The sequence below is a fragment of the Arthrobacter sp. CP30 genome, from assembly GCF_053470025.1.
The window spans coordinates 302,887-320,415 of record NZ_JBQEMM010000002.1 but is presented as its reverse complement, the minus strand read 5'-3'; the positions used below and the strand labels follow the sequence as shown (position 1 = coordinate 320,415).

Genomic DNA, 17,529 nt, shown 5'->3' with positions numbered 1-17,529 from the left:
GACCATGGCCTTCGGAGCCACAGCACGGAAGAGGCAGCTGCTCGCTGCCGTGTTCATCGGGGCGGCGGCAGTACTGACCGCCTGCAGCGGCGATGGCGGGACCGCGGACAGCGCCCCCGCGTCGAGCGCCGCGAGCGACCCGGCGACGGGCACCGCGGAATCGGCCCCTGCCCTGCCGGAGCCGGACCTCGAGGGCCTGCCCGACGTCGTCGCCGTGGTCAACGGGACCGAGATCAGCCGCGACACCTTCACCACCACGTACACGAGCCAGTTCCAGCAGGCCGCCGCCTCGGCCCAGGCCGGCGGGCAGGAACTCGATCAGGACCTGCTGAAGACCACCGTTGCGGACAACCTCGTGAGCACCGAGCTGCTCCGGCAGGAGGCGGACGCCCGGGGCATCGAGGCCACCGACGAGGCCCGCGCCGCGGCGATCAGCGACCTCCTGGAGACCAGCGGTCTGGGGTCCGAGGAGGAACTGCGCGCAGCCTTCGCGGAGCAGGGCCTCGACGAGGGCGCCTTCGACCAGCAGCTCTCGGACCAGGTGAAGCTGGACGCGCTGCTCGCCGAGGAGGCCGGCGACACCGCCCCCAGCGACCAGGAGATCCAGGACACCTACGATTCCGCCGTCGCGCAGCAGGAGGCCAGCGGCAAGACGAGCACGCCGATCCCCCCGCTGGAGGACGTGCGTGAGCAGATCGAGGAGCAGCTCTCCGGCGAGAAGCTGTCCACGGCGACGCAGACCCTGATCGCGCAGCTGCGCGAGGATGCGGACATCACCGTCAACCTGTGATCCATGCGCGATCGGAACCGCGACGGCACCCCGCAGCGCGGGGTGCCGTCCGTGTCTGCGGCCGGGTTCGGGCCGGCCGGGCTCAGTCGCCGATGAGGTCGTTGATCACGATGGTCTGGTCCCGGTCCGGCCCCACGCCGATCGCGGAGAACCGCGTGCCGGACAGCTTCTCGAGGGCCCGCACGTAGGTCTGCGCGTTGTCCGGCAGGTCCTCGATGGTCCGCGCTCCCGTGATGTCCTCGGTCCAGCCGTCGAAGTACTCGAAGATCGGCTTCGCGTGGTGGAAGTCGGTCTGCGTCATGGGCATCTCGTCGTGGCGCACACCGTCGACGTCGTACGCCACGCACACGGGGATGGTCTCGATGCCCGTGAGGACGTCGAGCTTCGTGACGAAGTAGTCGGTGAAGCCGTTGACCCGCGAGGCGTGGCGCGCCAGCACGGCGTCGTACCAGCCGCAACGGCGTGGACGCCCGGTGTTGACGCCGAACTCACCGCCGGTCTTCTGCAGGTACAGGCCCATCTCGTCGAAGAGTTCGGTCGGGAAGGGACCGGCGCCCACACGCGTGGTGTACGCCTTGATGATGCCGATCGAGCGGGAGATGCGCGTGGGACCGATCCCGGATCCGACGGACGCGCCGCCCGCGGTGGGGTTCGACGACGTCACGAACGGGTAGGTGCCGTGGTCGACGTCGAGGAAGGTGGCCTGGCCGCCCTCCATGAGGACCACCTTGCCGGCGTCGAGCGCCTCGTTGAGCACGAAGGTGGAGTCGATGACGAGGGGCTTGAGCCGCTCGGCGAAGGACAGGAAGTACTCGACGACCTCCTCGACCTCGACGTCGCGGCGGTTGTAGACCTTCACCAGCAGCTCGTTCTTCTGCTTGAGGGGGCCCTCGACCTTCTGGCGGAGGATCGACTCGTCGAAGACGTCCTGCACCCGCAGGCCGAGCCGGGCCACCTTGTCCATGTAGGCCGGACCGATCCCGCGGCCCGTGGTGCCGATGGCGCGCTTGCCGAGGAAACGCTCGGTGACCTTGTCGAGCACCTGGTGGTACGGCGCCACGAGGTGGGCGTTGGCGGAGATGCGCAGCTTCGACGTGTCCGCCCCGCGGGCCTGGAGTCCGTCGATCTCGTCGAAGAGTGCCTCGAGGTTGATGACGCAGCCGTTGCCGATGATCGGGACGGCATTGGGACTGAGGATGCCCGCGGGAAGGAGCTTCAGCTCGTACTTCTCGCCATTGACGACGACGGTGTGCCCGGCGTTGTTGCCGCCGTTCGGCTTCACGACGTAGTCGACCCGGCCGCCCAGCAGGTCAGTGGCCTTGCCCTTACCCTCGTCGCCCCACTGGGCGCCGACGATGACGATTGCTGGCATGGGATCCTCCCCCATTCGGTACGGGTCCTCCCCGCGCGACCGCGGTGGAGTTCGCCGTGCATCAGAACGCCCCAACCGGCCGCACGGAGCGCGGCCACTGGGGCTCTTACCGTCCGAGTTTAGCCGAGGCGCTCACGGGCCGTCGAAAGGCGTCGGGGATGACGGGGGCGGGACCGGCCGGTGTGACACCGGCGTCCACCCGCGCCGGGGCGTGGAGAATGGGCCCATGGACCGCTTCGAAGGACACATCGCCGGGATCGGCACCGCCTCGGGTACGCGACTGGTGATCGGAAGGTGGGACGCGTCTCCGTTCGGCGCCTTCACCGACGTCATGATGGAGGACTCGGCCGGCGTGCGCACCCTGCTCGCGCCGAGCCGGGAGATCGCTGACTACGTGGGGGCGACCTACACCTTCGACGACGTCGTCCTCCTCGAGATCGTCTCGTCGCTGGACTCGTCCCGCCTCCTCGTCGATGCCGGGGACCTGCAGGTCCAGGCCGAGGTCGGTCCGGTGACGCTGCTCGGGCGGCTGCTCGGCGTCCTCCCCTCGCGTCTGGCCACCCATCCCCGCTGGCTGGCACTGATCAACCCCGTGGCATCGCTCCTGGTCAAGGGGGTCGCGACGGCGGGCTCCGCGGGCAACGGCCGGACCGAGTACTACGGCGTGACATCCGCCCGCTCCCTCACGGGGGCGACGGCGTCCTGGCGCGGCTCGGACCTCGGCACGCTGGCCGCCGTCAGCCCGCCCGTCCGCTTCGGGTTCAGTTCGGCGCCACCGCGCCCCCAGCTGGTCACCGTGACGACGACGATCAGGCGCCCCGGGGCCTGACCTGCCGGGCCTGGCCCATGCGTCCGCGCCGGGTCGCGGGGCGCCGCCACGACCTCCCCCTGCTACCGGCCCATCCGATCGCGCGCCACCCGGTAGTGCGGCCAGTGGCGGAGCCGGTCCGGGAGCAGGGGCACGACGACGCGCGCGGCGCGCCGGATGACGGCGAACGCCAGCCGTTTCCGGCGTCGCCAGGGCAACCCGTAGGCCTGCCGCAGGGTCTCGGGGAGGACTGCCGCAGCCAGGACGGACGGGACGGGGCGCAGCGGCCGGGCAACGATCGGCGGTTCCGGCGCGAGGATCTGCCCGGCGATCAGCCGGGCGGTGGGGCCGACGTCGAGCACGTCGCGTACCTGCTCGTCGACGTAGCGCTCGAGGCCCGGGTAGTCCTCGGGCAGGAGCGCCTCGGGAACCCCGAAGACCCGGCCCAGTTGCTTCATGTCGCGGTAGTAGTCCGTCCGCTCCCCGGGCCCGAGCGGGCGCAGGAACCCGTCCGTCACCTCGATCGCCGTCCAGACGAGAGTCGAGAAGACCCAGCGGGCCAGACCCGGATCGAAGGCACTGTAGGCGGTACCGGCGGGCATGGACGCGGCGTCGTCGGGCAGTGTGCCATGGACGGGACGGTGCTTCCCCGCGACCTCCCGTGCCGCGTCCCTGACCTGGCCGTGGTCCCCGAACGTGACGGTCAGGACGGCGTCGAGCGTCCCGCGCAGTCGTTGCAGCGGATCGGAGGCGAAGCCGCTGTGGGCGCGCACGCCCTCGGCGACGAGCGGGTGGGCCACCTGCAGCAGGAGGGCTGCCGGGCCGCCCGCCACGATCAGCCGCTCGCGGGCCACACGCCAGGCCGTGGAGTCGGGACCGAAGAGGCCCGCATCGCCGGGCAGGCCGGGCGCCGGGGCCCCGGGGAAGAACCGGGCCAGGCCCTTCATGCAGGATCCTCGTCCGAGGGGACGCCGCCGGACGCGGAGTCGTCCTCGTCGGTCCACTCCAGCAGGTCGCCGGGCTGGCAGTCGAGCACCCTGCACATCGCTTCGAGCGTGCTGAAGCGGACGGCCTTCGCGCGGCCGTTCTTCAGCACGGCGACATTGGCGGGCGTCAGGCCGATGCGCTCGGCGAACTCCCCGACGCTCATCTTCCGGCGCGCGAGTTCGACGTCGATCCGCACGATGATCGCCATCAGATGACCTCGTCGAGTTCGGTGCGCAGCTGGCGTGCCTCGAGGTCGGTGCGGACGGCCTGCACGAGCAGCGCCCGCAGCACGAGGACGATCAGCGCCACCGCACCGATCATCACCGCCACGCCGCCGATGAGCAGGACGACGCCGGGGGCCACCGCCTCCCCGGGGGCGAGGGCCACGCCGAGTCCGAAGGCCAGCAGGCTCGCGGCGGTGAAGGCCCCGATCACGATGTCCACCAGGCGGAAGGCATCCGTCGAGAAGACCGTGCCGCGCCGCACCATGGTCAGCAGCCCCCACACACAGACGACGGCGACCTGCAGGGCGAGGATGCCGAGCACCGTGAGGACGACCAGCGGTGTCCTGATGAGGGCCACGTCGGGGTCGGCGGTCGAGACGTCGAGGGTCAGCAACGAGAGCATCACGACCTGGATGACGACCGAACCGGCGAAGATGAGGCCCAGCACGATGCGCAGGGCCACGACGGTGATGTGGTGCATGACAGCTCCTTCTGCTGATGGTCAGCATAAAGCTATCGTTCATCGATCGATATCACAAGCCTAACGACAGACGGATTATGCCCGGCACCGCTCGTGCCGCCGCAGTCCATCAGGTCCTCTCCGGGGACGGGCCGGAGTGGGCCTCCACCCTCAAATCGAGTAGTCGGACCCGCGGTTCGTGGAGTCGATGTAGTCGCGCACCGCGCTCTGCGGCACCCGGTAGGACCTGCCGAACCTGATGCTCTGGATGGTCCCCGATTGCACCAGCCGGTAGACGGTCATCTTCGAGACCCGCATCATCGCCGCTACTTCCGCGACCGTGTACAACTGTCCCGTGGTCACACCTGTCGACATATCCAGCACCGCTCCCGATTCGCCTCACCACGCTCTGTGGAGCCTTTAACTCTGGCCGCACGCGTAACAGCTGCACAAGGAAATGCACTACTCGTTAATGGTTCCGGGCATCACGATTCGGAGTGTGTTAGGACCTGCTTGGCCCAGGGCGCCCGGACAGCAGGACGGGCGGGGGCTCGCGCCGCTCCGCCCGTCCTGAGATCCATGGTCGCCGTCAGTTCGCGAGCTGGGCGCTCGCTTCCGGATCCGATTCCCTGAGGAACACCGCGATCCGCTCGGCCTCCTCGATCTCGCCGATCGACGCCGCGGCACGTCCCAGCGCGTACAGGGCGCGCAGGAAGCCACGGTTCGGTTCGTGCGAGTACGGGACGGGACCCGTACCCCGCCAGCCGTTGCGCCGCAGCGCATCCAGCCCGCGGTGGTAGCCGGTGCGGGCGTAGGCGTAGGACTCGATGGTGCGTCCCTCGCCGTAGGCCTCGTCGGCGAGGATCGCCCAGACCAGCGACGACGTCGGGTGCCTGGCCGCGAGATCCACGGCCTCGTCACCTGCGGCGAGGCGCGCGACGACGTCGGTCTCCTCGGGCAGCAGCGTCGGCTCCGGACCCAGCAGGTTCCTGCGGAACTCGTCGGACACGGGTCAGAGCTTCTTTCCGGCGGACCCGAGCGACGTCGCGGCGGCCACGACGCGGGCCGCGAGGCCGGCCTCGGCGGAGGCGCCCCAGACACGGGGGTCGTACGTCTTCTTGTTGCCGACCTCGCCGTCGACCTTGAGGACGCCGTCGTAGTTGCGCAGCATGTGGTCCGCGACGGGGCGCGTGAAGGCGTACTGGGTGTCCGTGTCGATGTTCATCTTGATGACGCCGTAGGAGACGGCATCCGCGATCTCCTGGTCGGAGGAACCGGATCCGCCGTGGAAGACGAGGTCGAAGGGCTTGTCCTTGCCGAGCTTCTGCCCCACCTGGTCCTGGATCTCCTTGAGGATCTCCGGCCGCAGCTTCACGCCGCCCGGCTTGTACACGCCGTGCACGTTGCCGAAAGTCAGCGCCGTGATGTAGCGGCCGTGCTCGCCTGCGCCGAGGGCATCGATGGTCGCGAGGGCGTCCTCGACCGTGGTGTAGAGCTTGTCGTTGATGGCGTGCTCGACGCCGTCCTCCTCGCCTCCCACGGTGCCGATCTCGACCTCGAGGATGATCTTCGCGGCGGCGGCGCGGGGCAGGATCTCCCGGGCGATGCGCAGGTTCTCCTCGAGCGTCTCCGCGGAGCCGTCCCACATGTGCGAGTTGAAGATGGGGTCGCGGCCGTTCTTCACGGCCTCCTCGGACGCGGCGAGCAGCGGCAGCACGAAGTCGTCCAGCTTGTCCTTGGGGCAGTGGTCGGTGTGCAGGGCGATGTTGACGTCGTACTTCCTGGCCACCTCCTTCGCGAAGGCGGCGAAGCCCAGCGAACCGGCGACCATGTCCTTGACGCTCGCGCCGGACCAGTAGGCGGCGCCGCCCGTCGAGACCTGCACGATGCCGTCCGAGCCGGCCTCGGCGAACCCGCGCATCGCGGCGTTCAGGGTCTGCGAGGAGGTCACGTTCACTGCCGGGAATGCGAACCCGCCCGCCTTCGCGCGGTCGATCATCTCGGCGTAAACATCAGGGGTTGCTATAGGCATGCTGAGGACTCCTTCGTGGTGGTGAGTGCTTGCCTCATCCTAGCGAGCGGGTCTTCCGGGCGCAGAAGAAGTCGGCCCGGACGGCCCGTTCAGGCGTGCTGGCCGAAGACATGGCGCCGCACCCAGCCGTGCATCGCGATGGCGGCCGCGGCGGAGGCGTTGATGGAGCGGGTCGAGCCGAACTGGGCGATCGACAGCGTCGCCTCCGCCGCCTCGTGCACCTCGGGCGTCAGCCCCGGGCCCTCCTGGCCGAAGACGAGGACGCAGCGCTCGGGCAGGTCGTACGTCTCGAGCGGCACCGAGTCGGGGAAGTTGTCGATCCCGATCACCGCGAGGCCCTCCCCTGCCGCCCAGGCGGTGAAGTCCGCGACCGTCGGGTGGTGCCGTACGTGCTGGTAGCGGTCCGTCACCATCGCCCCACGCCGGTTCCACCGTCGTCGTCCGATGATGTGCACCTCCTGCGCGAGGAAGGCGTTGGCCGTGCGCACCACCGAGCCGATGTTGAGATCGTGCTGCCAGTTCTCGATGGCGACGTGGAAGCCGTGCCTGCGTCCGTCGAGGTCCGCGACGATGGCCTCGTGGGTCCAGTAGTGGTACCTGTCCACGACGTTCCGGGTGTCCCCCGCCGCCAGCAGCTCGCGGTCCCAGTGGTCGCCGTCGGGCCACGCGCCCGCCCAGGGACCGACCCCGACCGGAGGCGCACCGGGCGCGCCGTCCCGAGCCGCCGCCGGGTCGTCGTCGGTGCGTCCGGGCTCAGGCAGGGTTTCTTCCACCGTCCCAGCGTAGACGGCGGCAAAGGTGGAAGACTGGCAGCGGACGGCCCACCCCGGAAGGACGAACATGCGCGAGAACGAACACATCGAGTGCTGGCTCACCGACATGGACGGGGTCCTGGTGCACGAGAACCACGCCATCCCCGGCGCGGCCGAACTGATCGACCGATGGGTCGCCACGTCCAAGCGGTTCCTGGTGCTGACGAACAACTCGATCTACACGCCTCGCGACCTCGCGGCCCGCCTGAAGGCATCGGGCCTCGAGATCCCCGAGGAGAACCTCTGGACGTCCGCGCTCGCCACCGCGCAGTTCCTGCGGGACCAGCTGCCGGGCGGCCGCGCGTACGTGATCGGCGAGGCCGGACTGACGACGGCGCTGCACGAGGCAGGCTTCGTCCTCACGGACACGAACCCGGACTACGTGGTGCTCGGCGAGACGCGCACGTACTCGTTCGAGGCGATCACCAAGGCCGTGCGCCTCATCCTCGACGGTGCACGGTTCATCGCGACCAATCCGGACGTCACCGGTCCGTCCAAGGAGGGCCCGCTCCCCGCGACGGGCGCGATCGCCGCGATGATCACGGCGGCGACGAGCCGCGACCCCTACATCGTCGGCAAGCCGAACCCCATGATGTTCCGCTCGGCGATGAACCAGATCGACGCGCACTCCGAGACCACGGCGATGATCGGCGACCGGATGGACACCGACATCATCGCGGGCATGGAGGCCGGGCTGCACACCGTCCTCGTCCTGAGCGGGATCACGCAGCCGGCCGACATCGAGGCCTACCCCTTCCGCCCGGCGCAGATCGTCGACTCCGTCGCGGACCTCATCGACCAGGTCTGACCCGAGCGGACACGGTCGGACACGCCTCAGAAGTAGCGCTTCCACCCGCCGCCGCCGGGAGCCGGGACGTACGCGTCCTGCACCGCGGTGACGATCGACTGGTAGATACCGGGGTTCCACTGGGGGCTGGCGTGGGCCGGAAGCACACCCCCGGTGACATAGTCCGTCGCCACCACGTTGTCGGGCAGTGCCCGCGCCCAGCCGGCCCGTGCCGTCGCGTAGTCGACGACGCCGTCGTCCGGGTTGCCGGCGAACACCACCTTCATGTCCCCGAGGGACAGGCTGAAGCGCGAGACGTCGAAGTGGTAGATGTACGAGGACTCGGACTGGATGAGTTCACTGCTGGGAGCCAGGGGCGAGACCTGCTCGAGGGTCTGGTCGACGATCTGGCTCCAGGTCCGCTCGTTCTTGTGGACGATCCGCTCGCCGAGCTCGTACGTGCCGCGCAGGCTGATCGGCACGCGGACACCGGCTTCGTACAGCAGCACCACGCCGTCGAACATGCGCTGGTCCCGCACGTCGAACCGGCTGGACGGGGAGGAATCGAGGAGGACCAGTTCCACGGGGATGCCGCGGTCCCGCAGGCGGGCGGCCACCTCGACCGCCACCATCCCGCCGAAGCTGTGGCCGTAGAAGTACAGCTTCTCGAGCCGGAAGTTGTCGACGTAGCGGTTCATGGTGGCGACCACGTTGTTGATGTCCAGGCCCCTGTTCGAGTACCCCATGACGGCCATCTGTGCACGCCGTGCCAGGGCCGGCCGGAGGGAGTTGAGGATCCAGAGCCCCTCCTCCCAGCTGGTCTTGTACCCGGGGAACAGCACCCAGCGGTCGTTCGGGAAGCGGGCGCGCGCCGCGTCGTCGTCGAGCGGCAGGATCCGCGTCTGCTCACGCTGGGACTGGATGACCCGCGTGAACGCGAGGTCGGTGCCGACCACAGCGGCGAGCGCCGAGCCGATGAAGAAGGACCGGCGGGAGGACTGGCGGAAGTCGCGGGCACGCTGCAGCGAGAGCGCGTCGTCCACCCGCCGCTCGACTCCGTCCGCGCTGCCGGAGGTGCCCGTCAGGCGAGGCCCAGCTCTTCCTTGCCGAAGGCGAAGAGGTAGGGCACCCCGGCCTCGGACTCGATCCGCTCCTTGGACCCCGTGGTCCTGTCCACGATCACGGCGACCGCCCGGACGTCACCCCCGGCACGGCGCACGCCCTCGACCGCGGTCAGGGCGGAACCGCCCGTGGTGGAGGTGTCCTCGAGGACGACGACGGGACGGCCGGACACGTCCGGCCCCTCGACCTGGCGGCCCATCCCGTGCGTCTTCTGGGTCTTGCGGACCACGAAGGCGTCGATGGGCCGGCCGGCCTGCGCGGCGGCGTGCATGACGGCGGTACCCACCGGATCGGCGCCCATGGTCAGACCGCCGGCAGCCTCGAACGCGATGCCGGCGTCGTCGAGCAGCGCGAGCATGACCCGGCCCACGAGCACCGACGCCTCGTGGTGGAGGGTGATCCGCCGGAGGTCGATGTAGTAGTCCGCCTCGACGCCGCTGGAGAGCGTCACGCGCTCATGCACCACGGCGAGGTCCTTGATCAGCTCCAGGAGCCGGGAGCGGTCGGAGGTCTGCACGGAGGTCTCGGCGGTCATGCGGCCAGTCTATCGAGAGCGCGTGTCACGCTGCGCACGGGTCAGCGGCGATCGCTGGTCTCAGCCCGGGATCGTCTCCCCGAGGCCGAGGCCGAGGACCATGTCGTCGATCCGCTGGGGCGACATCGCGTCATGGATGGCCAGCATGCTCGCGCCCAGGACGCCCGCATCGATCCCGGAGGACGACTGCACGATCTGCAGGTGCTGCGTGGCGAGGGGGACCGTGCGCGAGTAGACGACCTCACGGATACCGGCGATGAAATGCTCGCCCGTGAGCGCCATCGACCCGCCGATGACGATGACCGACGGATTCATCAGGCTCACGCAGGCCGAGAGGACCTCTCCCACGTCACGACCGGCCTGGCGCACCGCATGGACCGCGTCCTTGTTCCCGCTTCCCACGAGACGGACGACATCCTCGGCAGTACGGGCGTCCAGCCCGAGCGCACGGAGCTTCGCGGCGACGGCCGGGCCGGAGGCGACGGCCTCGAGGCAGTCCAGGTTGCCGCAGTGGCAGGGGACGCCCGTGCCGTCGTGCACGCGGATGTGCCCGATATCGCCGGCGACACCGTCCGCCCCACGCTGCAGCATGCCGTTGGAGACGATGCCCGAGCCGATGCCCGTGGCCACCTTCACGTAGATCAGCTCACCGGTGTCCGGCCACGCCGCGTTCCGCTCCCCGACGGCCATGACGTTGACATCGTTGTCCACGAGGACCGGGACGTGGAAGTGGTCCTGCAGGTAGCCCGGGACGTCGAAGCGGTTCCAGCCGGGCATGATCGGCGGGTTGATGGGCATGCCCGTCCTGTGCTCCACGGGCCCCGGCACACCGACCCCGATCGCCAGCAGATCCGCGAGGTCGCGGTCCGAGTCCGCCAGCAGTTCGGAGGCCATCTCCACCACCGCATCGAGGACCGCGGTCGGGCCGATGGCCACCTCCATCGAACGAGCGGCTTCACGCAGCTGGTGACCCGTGAGGTCGGTCAGTGCCACGCGCAGGTGCGACGCCCCGATGTCCACACCGAGGACCACCTTGCTCCCCGCCTTGAGGGCGATCCGCGAGGACGGCCGCCCGCCCGTTGAGACGGCATCGTCGACGAAACCGACCAGGCCCAGCTCCATCAGGGATTCGATGCGGAGCGTCACCGTGGAGCGCGCGAGTCCCATCTGGGCGGCGAGCTCGGATCGGGTGCGGGGCCGTCCGTCGCGCAGGATCTGGAAGAGCTCGCTGGCTCCGGAGGAGCCGAGGCCGTTGAAGCTACTTACGTCACGCATCGACTCATTACAGCATGGAAACCGACGGAACAAGGGTCGCCTGGGACGGTGCGTGATCCACCCCTGGTACGCCGCCCCACGGTGATCAGTTCGCCGCCGCCGCGTCCGTGCGGACCGCGTTCTTCAGGCGTCTGCGCGGCCCCTGCGCGGCGAATCGCTGCTGCAGGAGGACGGCCCCCACGAGGATGAGGGTCCGGGCCAGCGCCTGGATGGAGGTGTCGAGGTTGTTCTGGGTGAAGACGTTGATGAGGGTACTGAAGATCAGCACCCCGAGCACGGTGCCCATGATCGTGCCCCGGCCCCCGACGAGCAGGGTCCCGCCGACGACGACGGCGGCGATGACGTCGAGTTCGACGAGCAGCCCGTGCGTGGAGGTACCGGCCGTGGTGCGGCCGAGGTACATGATGCCGCCGATACCCGCCGTGAACCCCGCGAGGACGTAGAGGTACACCAGGTGGCGCCTCACCTTGATGCCGGCCAGCCGAGATGCCTCGAGGTTCCCGCCGATGGCGATGGTGCGCCGACCGAAGGTGGTGCGGTTCAGGAGGAACCAGCCGCCCGCGGCGACCACGGCGAAGATCCAGACCAGGATGGGGACGCCGAGCAGGTCGGCGCGCAGGACCTCGAGGAAGTCACGGTTGCTGACCACCTGCGTCCTTCGGCCCGAGATGAGCTCCGCGAGGCCACGTGCACCGATGAGCATCGCCAGGGTGGCGATGAAGGCCACCACTTTGCCGTACGCGATCAGGACGCCGTTGACGAGCCCGGCAGCGGCACCGACGGCGAGGGCGACGATCACCATGAGGAGCCATGAGGACTGCGCGGCCGCCATCTGCACGCTGGTGAGGCTCGCCACGACCGTCGTCAGGCCGATCACCGACCCGACGGACAGGTCGATCCCGCCGGCGGTGATGACGAAGGTCACGCCGATGCTCACCACACCGATGATCGATGCGTACCGGAGGATCGTGAGCATGTTCTCGAGGTTCAGGAAGCGGTCCCCACTGGTGATCGCTCCCACGACGAGGAGCAGGGCGAGCGCGATGACCAGTCCGAGGTTGCGCCCTGCCGAACCCCGCAGGAAGGCGTGCAGCGGATTGGCCCGGCCGGGCCGTCCGTGCTCCGTCGCATCGGGGTTCGGCTCGGCCACCTTCGTGTTCTGCTCGCTCACGCGGCACTTCCCTTCATGATGAGGTCGAGCACGCCGTGCTCGTCCAGGTCGCTGGCATTCGTCTGGGTGAGGACCCTGCCGTCGTCGATGACGAGCACCGTGTCCGCGAGCCCCAGGACTTCTTCGATCTCACTCGAGATGACGATGATGGCGGTGCCGGCGACGGCGAGCGCACGGATGAGCTCGTAGATCTCGGCCCTCGCTCCGACGTCGACGCCGCGCGTCGGTTCGTCGAGCAGGAGCACCGAGGTGCCGTGCACGAGCCACCGGCCCAGCAGGATCTTCTGCTGATTGCCGCCGGAGAGAGTCCGGGCCGGGCGGTCGGGATCGGCGGGTCGCAGTTCCAGCGCCGCGATCTGCTCGCGTGCCGCCTGCCGCTCGGCCGCCTCGTCCAGATACCCGGCTCGGGCGAACCGCCCGAAGGTGGACAGCGTGACGTTCTTGAAGACGGGTTCGTCCAGGATGAGTCCCTGGCTCTTGCGCTCCTCCGGGGACAGACCGATACCGGCATCGACGGCCGCGGTGACGGAGCCCGGGCGAAGGACCTTCCCGTGGACGGTGACCGTCCCCGAGGACGCCTTGCGCGCTCCGTAGATGGTCTCGATGATCTCCGAGCGCTTCGAGCCCACCAGTCCGGCGAGCCCCAGGACCTCACCGGCGCTCAGGGTGAAGCTCAGCCTGTCGAAGTGGCCGTCGAGCTCGAGGTCCTCCACCGTCAGCACGACCGGCGCGTCAGCAGCCGGGGGCCGCCGCTCGGGGAACACGTTCTCGATGTCCCGGCCGGTCATGAGGCGGATCAGCTCGGCTCGCGGGGTGTCCCGGACGTCGAGGCCCGTCGCGGTGCTCCGACCGTCCTTGATGACGGAGATGCGATCACCGATCTGCCTGATCTCCTCCAGCCTGTGGGAGATGTAGACCACGGCGATCCCCTGCGTGGTGAGCTCACGCACCACCCGGAACAGATTGGCGACCTCGCCCGAGTCGAGGATGGCGCTCGGCTCGTCCATGATGATGAGCTTCGTGTCCCGCGACAGCGCGCGAGCCAGGCTGACGATCTGCTTGTTGGCCGCCGACAGCGCCCCGACTTCCGTCGACGGCGACAGCCGACCATGACCGAGACGGTCGAGCAGTGCCCGCGTCAGCGCGTGGGCCTTCCGGACGCGGAGCACTCCCCCGCTGGACACCTCGTGCCCGAGGAAGATGTTCTCGGCGATCGACAGTCCGTCGACCACATCGAGCTCCTGGTACATCGTGGCGATCCCGAGGGCGAGCGCCGCGGTCGGACCGGGCAGGGAGATCGCCTCGCCCTCCCAGTAGATCTGCCCGCCGTCGGGCTGATGGACACCGGACAGCGTCTTGATGAGCGTCGACTTGCCGGCACCGTTCTGGCCCATGACGCAGTGCACCTCCCCCCGGCGCACCTGCAGGTCCACCCCCTTGAGGGCCTGGACCCCGGCGAAGTGCTTGGTGATCCCGCGGACTTCCAGCAGGGGCAGGGACTGATCGTCATCGAACATGTGACGAAGATAACACGTTATGTCGATTATCGGTGGAAAGCCGTCGATTCCTTCCATGCTTCTGTTACTGTGAGGCAAGTCACGCTGAGTTGCCCCACTCGGGCGAGGATCGCGGCTCTGCCAAGTTCATTACTCAAAGAGGAGAAACCATGCTTGCAGTTCCTGTGAACCGGAGAGTGCTCGTCACGACCGGGGCCTTCATCTCCATCGGCGCCCTCCTGACCGGATGCACACCGGGTGACGACGCGACGAACACCCAGCCGACCAACGCCTCCGCCGAAGGGAACCAGGCCGAGGGGGACACCGTGGTGATCGGCTTCTCGGGGCCGGCGGCGGACCACGGATGGCTCGGTGCCATCAACGCGGCGGCGCTCGCCACGGCCGAGGAGTTCCCCGACATCGACCTGCGCGTGGCGGAGGGGACCAACGACGCCAATCTGCAGATCAGCCAGGTGGAACAGTTCATCAACGACGGCGTCGACGCCATCGTGCTGCTTCCGACCGACGGCGCGGCGCTGACACCCGTCGCCACCCAGGCCATGGAGGCGGGCATCCCCGTCATCAACGTCGACCGCGAGTTCTCCAGCTCCTTCGCAGCACGTGCCACGGTCCTGGGCGACAACTACGGGATGGGCGTCAGCGCCGGGACCTACATCTGCGAGAAGCTCGGCGGGAACGAGGACGCGGTCGTCGCGGAGATCGCGGGCATCGACTCCCTGCCGCTGACGCAGGACCGTAGTCAGGGCTTCGCCGATGCGCTCGAGTCCTGCGGACTCGACGTGGACAACCGGGTCGCCGCCGACTTCACGGTCCAGGGCGGCGAGGCGACGACGTCACAGCTCCTCTCCGCGGCACCGAAGATCGACGCCATCTGGAACCACGACGACGATCAGGGGATCGGCGTCCTCGCCGCCATCGACAATGCCGGGCGGGACGAGTTCTTCATGGTCGGCGGAGCCGGCTCAGCCAACGCCATGCGCGAGATCCAGTCCGGCGAGAGCGTGCTCGAAGCAACGGTGATCTACCCGTCCACCCAGGCAGCCGACGGCATCCGCATGGCACGCCTGATCGCCCAGGACAAGGCCATGAGCGACCTCGTGGAAGTCGAGGTGCCCAAGCGCGTCGTCCTGAACGCCCCGGTGGTGACGAGCGACAACGTCGACCGCTACCTGCCCACCGCCTTCGAATCCTAGGCCCGGGGGATCGAGGGGGCATCCCGGTCTTCACGGACCGGGGTGCCCTGACCCCGCGCCGACCCACTGCGTCCGCCATGAGATAGAGGAACTATGCCCCACGACGTCGCGCCCTTGAAGATCGCCCTGATCGGGCACGGTTTCATGGGAGCCGCACACTCCCAGGGATGGCGGGTCGCACCGCGGTTCCACGACCTGCCCGTCCGGCCCGAGATGACGCTGCTCGTGGGGCGGAACGCCGGGGCGGTGGATGCAGCAGCCGGGAAATGGGGCTGGCAGGAGACCGCCACGGATTGGCGGGAGGCCGTCGACCGTGACGACATCGACGTCATCGACATCGTCACGCCGGGTGGCTCCCACGCCGAGATCGCCATCGCGGCGCTCGCGGCGGGGAAACATGTCCTGTGCGAGAAGCCCCTGGCCAACACCCTGGCGGAAGCCGAGGCGATGGCGGATGCGGCCGACCGCGCCGGCACCGACGTCTTCGCGATGGTCGGCTTCACCTACCGGCGGGTCCCCGCAGCGGCCTTCGCACGGGATCTCGTCCTCTCCGGCGCCATCGGCGACGTGCGCCAGGTCCGGGCCAGCTACCTGCAGGACTGGCTGGTTGATCCGGAGGCACCGCTCACCTGGCGCCTCAAGAAGGATCAGGCAGGATCAGGCGCACTCGGAGACCTGGGAGCGCACGCGGTCGACCTGGCACAGTTCATCACCGGCCAGAAGGTGACCGGGGTGAGCGGCCTGCTCACCACGTTCGTGCACGAGCGTCCGATCCCCCTCGACGCAGTCGGGCTCGGAGGCACGCCCGGCCTGGACCGCGGGCAGGTCACCGTCGACGACCTCGCGCTGTTCACCGGCCGGTTCGACGGCGGAGCGGTCGGTTCGTTCGAGGCGACGCGGATGTCCACCGGGCGGAAGAACGCGCTGCGCCTGGAGGTGGCAGGCACCACGGGAGCGATCTCCTTCGACCTGGAGAGCATGAATTCGCTGGGATTCTACGACGCGACGGCGCCGCAGACGCGGCAGGGATTCACCGAGATCATGGTGACGGAACCGGATCATCCCTACCTCTCAGCGTGGTGGCCTGCGGGCCACGCCCTCGGATACGAGCACGGCTTCGTCCACCAGGCGAAGGACTTCATCGAGGCCGTCGCGGAGAAGCGCCAGCCGGCCCCCTCCTTCGCCGACGGACTCCAGGTCCAGAGGGTCCTCGCCGGCGTGGAGCGCAGCGCGGTCAGCGACAGCATCTGGACCAGCATCATCTAGCGGCACCGCCCCCGACCACACTCTTCCAAGGAGCCCGAATGTCCCGCAAATTCACCCTGTTCACCGGCCAGTGGGCCGATCTCCCCTTCGAGAAGGTCGCCCAACTGGCCGGCCAGTGGGGCTACGACGGACTCGAGATCGCCGTCTCGGGCGACCACCTCGACGCCTGGCGCTGGGACGACGACGCCTACATCCAGGACCGCCTCGACATCCTCGAGCGCAACGGCCTCAAGGTGTGGACCATCTCGAACCACCTGAAGGGCCAGGCCGTCTGCGACGACCCGATCGACTTCCGCCACCGGGCGATCGTCGGCCCGAGGGTGTGGGGCGACGGCGACCCGGAGGGCGTCCGGCAGCGCGCCGCCGAGGAGATGAAGCTGACCGCGAGGCTCGCGAAGAAGCTCGGCGTGGACACCGTGGTGGGCTTCACCGGCTCCTCCATCTGGCAGTACGTCGCGATGTTCCCACCGGTTCCGGCGTCCACGATCGAGGCCGGGTACCAGGACTTCGCCGACCGCTGGAACCCCATCCTCGACGTCTTCGACGAGTGCGGTGTCTGCTTCGCCCACGAGGTCCACCCCTCGGAGATCGCCTACGACTACTGGTCCACCCAGCGCACCCTCGAGGCCATCGGCCACCGCCCCGCGTTCGGCCTCAACTGGGACCCGAGCCACTTCATGTGGCAGCAGATCGACCCGGTGGCGTTCATCTCCGACTTCAAGGACCGGATCTACCACGTGGACTGCAAGGACACGAAGATGCGTATGGGCGGCGGGCGCAACGGCATCATGTCCTCGCACCTGCCCTGGGGGGACCCGCGTCGCGGGTGGGACTTCGTCTCGACGGGCCGCGGCGACGTGCCCTGGGAGGACAGCTTCAGGGCGCTCACCGCGATCGGCTACACCGGCCCCATCTCGGTGGAGTGGGAGGACGCCGGCATGGACCGGCTGCAGGGCGCTCCCGAGGCGCTCGCCTTCCTGAAGCGCTTCGACTTCTCGCCGTCGGACACCTCGTTCGACGCGGCGTTCAGCCAGTAGCCCGGGGCGGAGCACGCCGGGTGCAGACCCGATCGGCGTGCTGGACCCGCAGGAGTGCCCGCGGGTCCGGCAGCCCGGCGCGGTCCGCCGACCCCGCTCCGACATTCCCCCGACTTCGTAACCTTGTAGAAATGGAACGGG

The 17,529-nt window shown here is 69.2% G+C and carries 19 protein-coding genes; 6 read left to right on the top strand and 13 right to left on the bottom strand.

Features of this window, described 5'->3' with window-relative positions; all coding sequences use genetic code 11:
* Positions 1–4: 4 nt before the first annotated feature.
* Positions 5–790: a SurA N-terminal domain-containing protein gene (locus ACTIMO_RS04880; RefSeq protein ID WP_448181642.1), complete on the top strand. Its 786-nt coding sequence runs from the start codon at positions 5–7 to the stop codon at positions 788–790.
* Positions 791–872: 82 nt separating this feature from the next.
* Here the strand turns inward: ACTIMO_RS04880 and ACTIMO_RS04875 are convergent, their stop codons facing one another.
* Positions 873–2,162, bottom strand: coding sequence for an adenylosuccinate synthase (locus ACTIMO_RS04875; RefSeq protein ID WP_448181641.1), 1,290 nt, complete (start codon positions 2,160–2,162; stop codon positions 873–875).
* A 226-nt stretch (positions 2,163–2,388) separates the two neighbouring features.
* Between ACTIMO_RS04875 and ACTIMO_RS04870 the strand changes: the two genes are divergently transcribed.
* Entirely contained in the window at positions 2,389–2,991 is a 603-nt protein-coding gene (locus ACTIMO_RS04870) for a hypothetical protein (RefSeq protein ID WP_422391120.1), read from the top strand.
* Between the two features lie 62 nt (positions 2,992–3,053).
* Here ACTIMO_RS04870 and ACTIMO_RS04865 read toward each other — a convergent pair whose 3' ends face one another.
* The 7 genes from ACTIMO_RS04865 to ACTIMO_RS04835 all read right to left on the bottom strand — a co-directional run bounded on the left by ACTIMO_RS04865 (position 3,054) and on the right by ACTIMO_RS04835 (position 7,434).
* Entirely contained in the window at positions 3,054–3,917 is an 864-nt protein-coding gene (locus ACTIMO_RS04865) for an oxygenase MpaB family protein (protein WP_448181640.1), read from the bottom strand.
* Positions 3,914–4,165: a helix-turn-helix domain-containing protein gene (locus ACTIMO_RS04860; protein WP_422391118.1), complete on the bottom strand. Its 252-nt coding sequence runs from the start codon at positions 4,163–4,165 to the stop codon at positions 3,914–3,916. Before ACTIMO_RS04860 ends, ACTIMO_RS04865 begins: the two co-directional genes overlap by 4 nt.
* Positions 4,165–4,662, bottom strand: coding sequence for a DUF2975 domain-containing protein (locus ACTIMO_RS04855; protein ID WP_448181639.1), 498 nt, complete (start codon positions 4,660–4,662; stop codon positions 4,165–4,167). The genes ACTIMO_RS04860 and ACTIMO_RS04855 overlap by 1 nt, the downstream gene beginning before the upstream one ends.
* Before the next feature lie 150 nt (positions 4,663–4,812).
* Positions 4,813–5,016, bottom strand: coding sequence for a helix-turn-helix domain-containing protein (locus tag ACTIMO_RS04850; RefSeq protein ID WP_055768847.1), 204 nt, complete (start codon positions 5,014–5,016; stop codon positions 4,813–4,815).
* Between the two features lie 214 nt (positions 5,017–5,230).
* Positions 5,231–5,650, bottom strand: coding sequence for a DUF3151 domain-containing protein (locus ACTIMO_RS04845; protein WP_448181638.1), 420 nt, complete (start codon positions 5,648–5,650; stop codon positions 5,231–5,233).
* 3 nt (positions 5,651–5,653) lie between these two features.
* On the bottom strand, positions 5,654–6,673 hold the full coding sequence (gene fbaA / locus ACTIMO_RS04840; RefSeq protein ID WP_055765477.1) for a class II fructose-bisphosphate aldolase: 1,020 nt from the start codon (positions 6,671–6,673) through the stop codon (positions 5,654–5,656).
* An 89-nt stretch (positions 6,674–6,762) separates the two neighbouring features.
* Positions 6,763–7,434, bottom strand: a complete 672-nt coding sequence (locus ACTIMO_RS04835; protein ID WP_448181702.1) for a TrmH family RNA methyltransferase — start codon at positions 7,432–7,434, stop codon at positions 6,763–6,765.
* Positions 7,435–7,513: 79 nt separating this feature from the next.
* Here ACTIMO_RS04835 and ACTIMO_RS04830 point away from each other — a divergent pair, with 79 nt between their 5' ends.
* Positions 7,514–8,293 (top strand): HAD-IIA family hydrolase, encoded by a 780-nt coding sequence (locus tag ACTIMO_RS04830; RefSeq protein ID WP_055765482.1) that lies wholly within the window; start codon positions 7,514–7,516, stop codon positions 8,291–8,293.
* Positions 8,294–8,319: 26 nt separating this feature from the next.
* Here ACTIMO_RS04830 and ACTIMO_RS04825 read toward each other — a convergent pair whose 3' ends face one another.
* The 5 genes from ACTIMO_RS04825 to ACTIMO_RS04805 all read right to left on the bottom strand — a co-directional run bounded on the left by ACTIMO_RS04825 (position 8,320) and on the right by ACTIMO_RS04805 (position 13,892).
* A complete protein-coding gene (locus ACTIMO_RS04825; protein ID WP_448181637.1) occupies positions 8,320–9,315 on the bottom strand; it encodes an alpha/beta fold hydrolase in 996 nt (331 codons plus the stop codon).
* Between the two features lie 38 nt (positions 9,316–9,353).
* Positions 9,354–9,929 carry an orotate phosphoribosyltransferase gene (pyrE, locus tag ACTIMO_RS04820; protein ID WP_448181636.1) on the bottom strand — a complete coding sequence of 192 codons (576 nt, stop codon included), beginning with the start codon at positions 9,927–9,929 and terminating at the stop codon, positions 9,354–9,356.
* 60 nt (positions 9,930–9,989) lie between these two features.
* The gene (locus ACTIMO_RS04815) at positions 9,990–11,204 is read right to left on the bottom strand and encodes an ROK family protein (RefSeq protein WP_448181635.1); all 1,215 of its coding nucleotides are present in this window, start codon (positions 11,202–11,204) and stop codon (positions 9,990–9,992) included.
* 85 nt (positions 11,205–11,289) lie between these two features.
* On the bottom strand, positions 11,290–12,375 hold the full coding sequence (locus ACTIMO_RS04810) for an ABC transporter permease (protein ID WP_448181634.1): 1,086 nt from the start codon (positions 12,373–12,375) through the stop codon (positions 11,290–11,292).
* Positions 12,372–13,892, bottom strand: coding sequence for a sugar ABC transporter ATP-binding protein (locus tag ACTIMO_RS04805; RefSeq protein WP_157365691.1), 1,521 nt, complete (start codon positions 13,890–13,892; stop codon positions 12,372–12,374). The genes ACTIMO_RS04810 and ACTIMO_RS04805 overlap by 4 nt, the downstream gene beginning before the upstream one ends.
* 149 nt (positions 13,893–14,041) lie before the next feature.
* On the opposite strand from ACTIMO_RS04805, the gene ACTIMO_RS04800 reads away from it, so the two are divergent.
* The 3 genes from ACTIMO_RS04800 to ACTIMO_RS04790 all read left to right on the top strand — a co-directional run bounded on the left by ACTIMO_RS04800 (position 14,042) and on the right by ACTIMO_RS04790 (position 17,388).
* Positions 14,042–15,085: a substrate-binding domain-containing protein gene (locus tag ACTIMO_RS04800; protein WP_422391113.1), complete on the top strand. Its 1,044-nt coding sequence runs from the start codon at positions 14,042–14,044 to the stop codon at positions 15,083–15,085.
* Between the two features lie 93 nt (positions 15,086–15,178).
* A complete protein-coding gene (locus tag ACTIMO_RS04795; protein ID WP_422391112.1) occupies positions 15,179–16,351 on the top strand; it encodes a Gfo/Idh/MocA family protein in 1,173 nt (390 codons plus the stop codon).
* Positions 16,352–16,389: 38 nt separating this feature from the next.
* A complete protein-coding gene (locus ACTIMO_RS04790) occupies positions 16,390–17,388 on the top strand; it encodes a sugar phosphate isomerase/epimerase family protein (RefSeq protein WP_448181633.1) in 999 nt (332 codons plus the stop codon).
* Positions 17,389–17,529: the final 141 nt, after the last annotated feature.

Coding starts and splice junctions, on each gene's coding strand:
- ACTIMO_RS04805 (WP_157365691.1), bottom strand. CDS start 13,892: ATGTTCGATGACGATCAGTCCCTGCCCCTGCTGGAAGTCCGCGGGATC.
- ACTIMO_RS04880 (WP_448181642.1), top strand. CDS start 5: ATGGCCTTCGGAGCCACAGCACGGAAGAGGCAGCTGCTCGCTGCCGTG.
- ACTIMO_RS04875 (WP_448181641.1), bottom strand. CDS start 2,162: ATGCCAGCAATCGTCATCGTCGGCGCCCAGTGGGGCGACGAGGGTAAG.
- ACTIMO_RS04830 (WP_055765482.1), top strand. CDS start 7,514: ATGCGCGAGAACGAACACATCGAGTGCTGGCTCACCGACATGGACGGG.
- ACTIMO_RS04855 (WP_448181639.1), bottom strand. CDS start 4,662: ATGCACCACATCACCGTCGTGGCCCTGCGCATCGTGCTGGGCCTCATC.
- pyrE (WP_448181636.1), bottom strand. CDS start 9,929: ATGACCGCCGAGACCTCCGTGCAGACCTCCGACCGCTCCCGGCTCCTG.
- ACTIMO_RS04790 (WP_448181633.1), top strand. CDS start 16,390: ATGTCCCGCAAATTCACCCTGTTCACCGGCCAGTGGGCCGATCTCCCC.
- ACTIMO_RS04870 (WP_422391120.1), top strand. CDS start 2,389: ATGGACCGCTTCGAAGGACACATCGCCGGGATCGGCACCGCCTCGGGT.
- ACTIMO_RS04860 (WP_422391118.1), bottom strand. CDS start 4,165: ATGGCGATCATCGTGCGGATCGACGTCGAACTCGCGCGCCGGAAGATG.
- fbaA (WP_055765477.1), bottom strand. CDS start 6,673: ATGCCTATAGCAACCCCTGATGTTTACGCCGAGATGATCGACCGCGCG.
- ACTIMO_RS04865 (WP_448181640.1), bottom strand. CDS start 3,917: ATGAAGGGCCTGGCCCGGTTCTTCCCCGGGGCCCCGGCGCCCGGCCTG.
- ACTIMO_RS04850 (WP_055768847.1), bottom strand. CDS start 5,016: ATGTCGACAGGTGTGACCACGGGACAGTTGTACACGGTCGCGGAAGTA.
- ACTIMO_RS04795 (WP_422391112.1), top strand. CDS start 15,179: ATGCCCCACGACGTCGCGCCCTTGAAGATCGCCCTGATCGGGCACGGT.
- ACTIMO_RS04815 (WP_448181635.1), bottom strand. CDS start 11,204: ATGCGTGACGTAAGTAGCTTCAACGGCCTCGGCTCCTCCGGAGCCAGC.
- ACTIMO_RS04800 (WP_422391113.1), top strand. CDS start 14,042: ATGCTTGCAGTTCCTGTGAACCGGAGAGTGCTCGTCACGACCGGGGCC.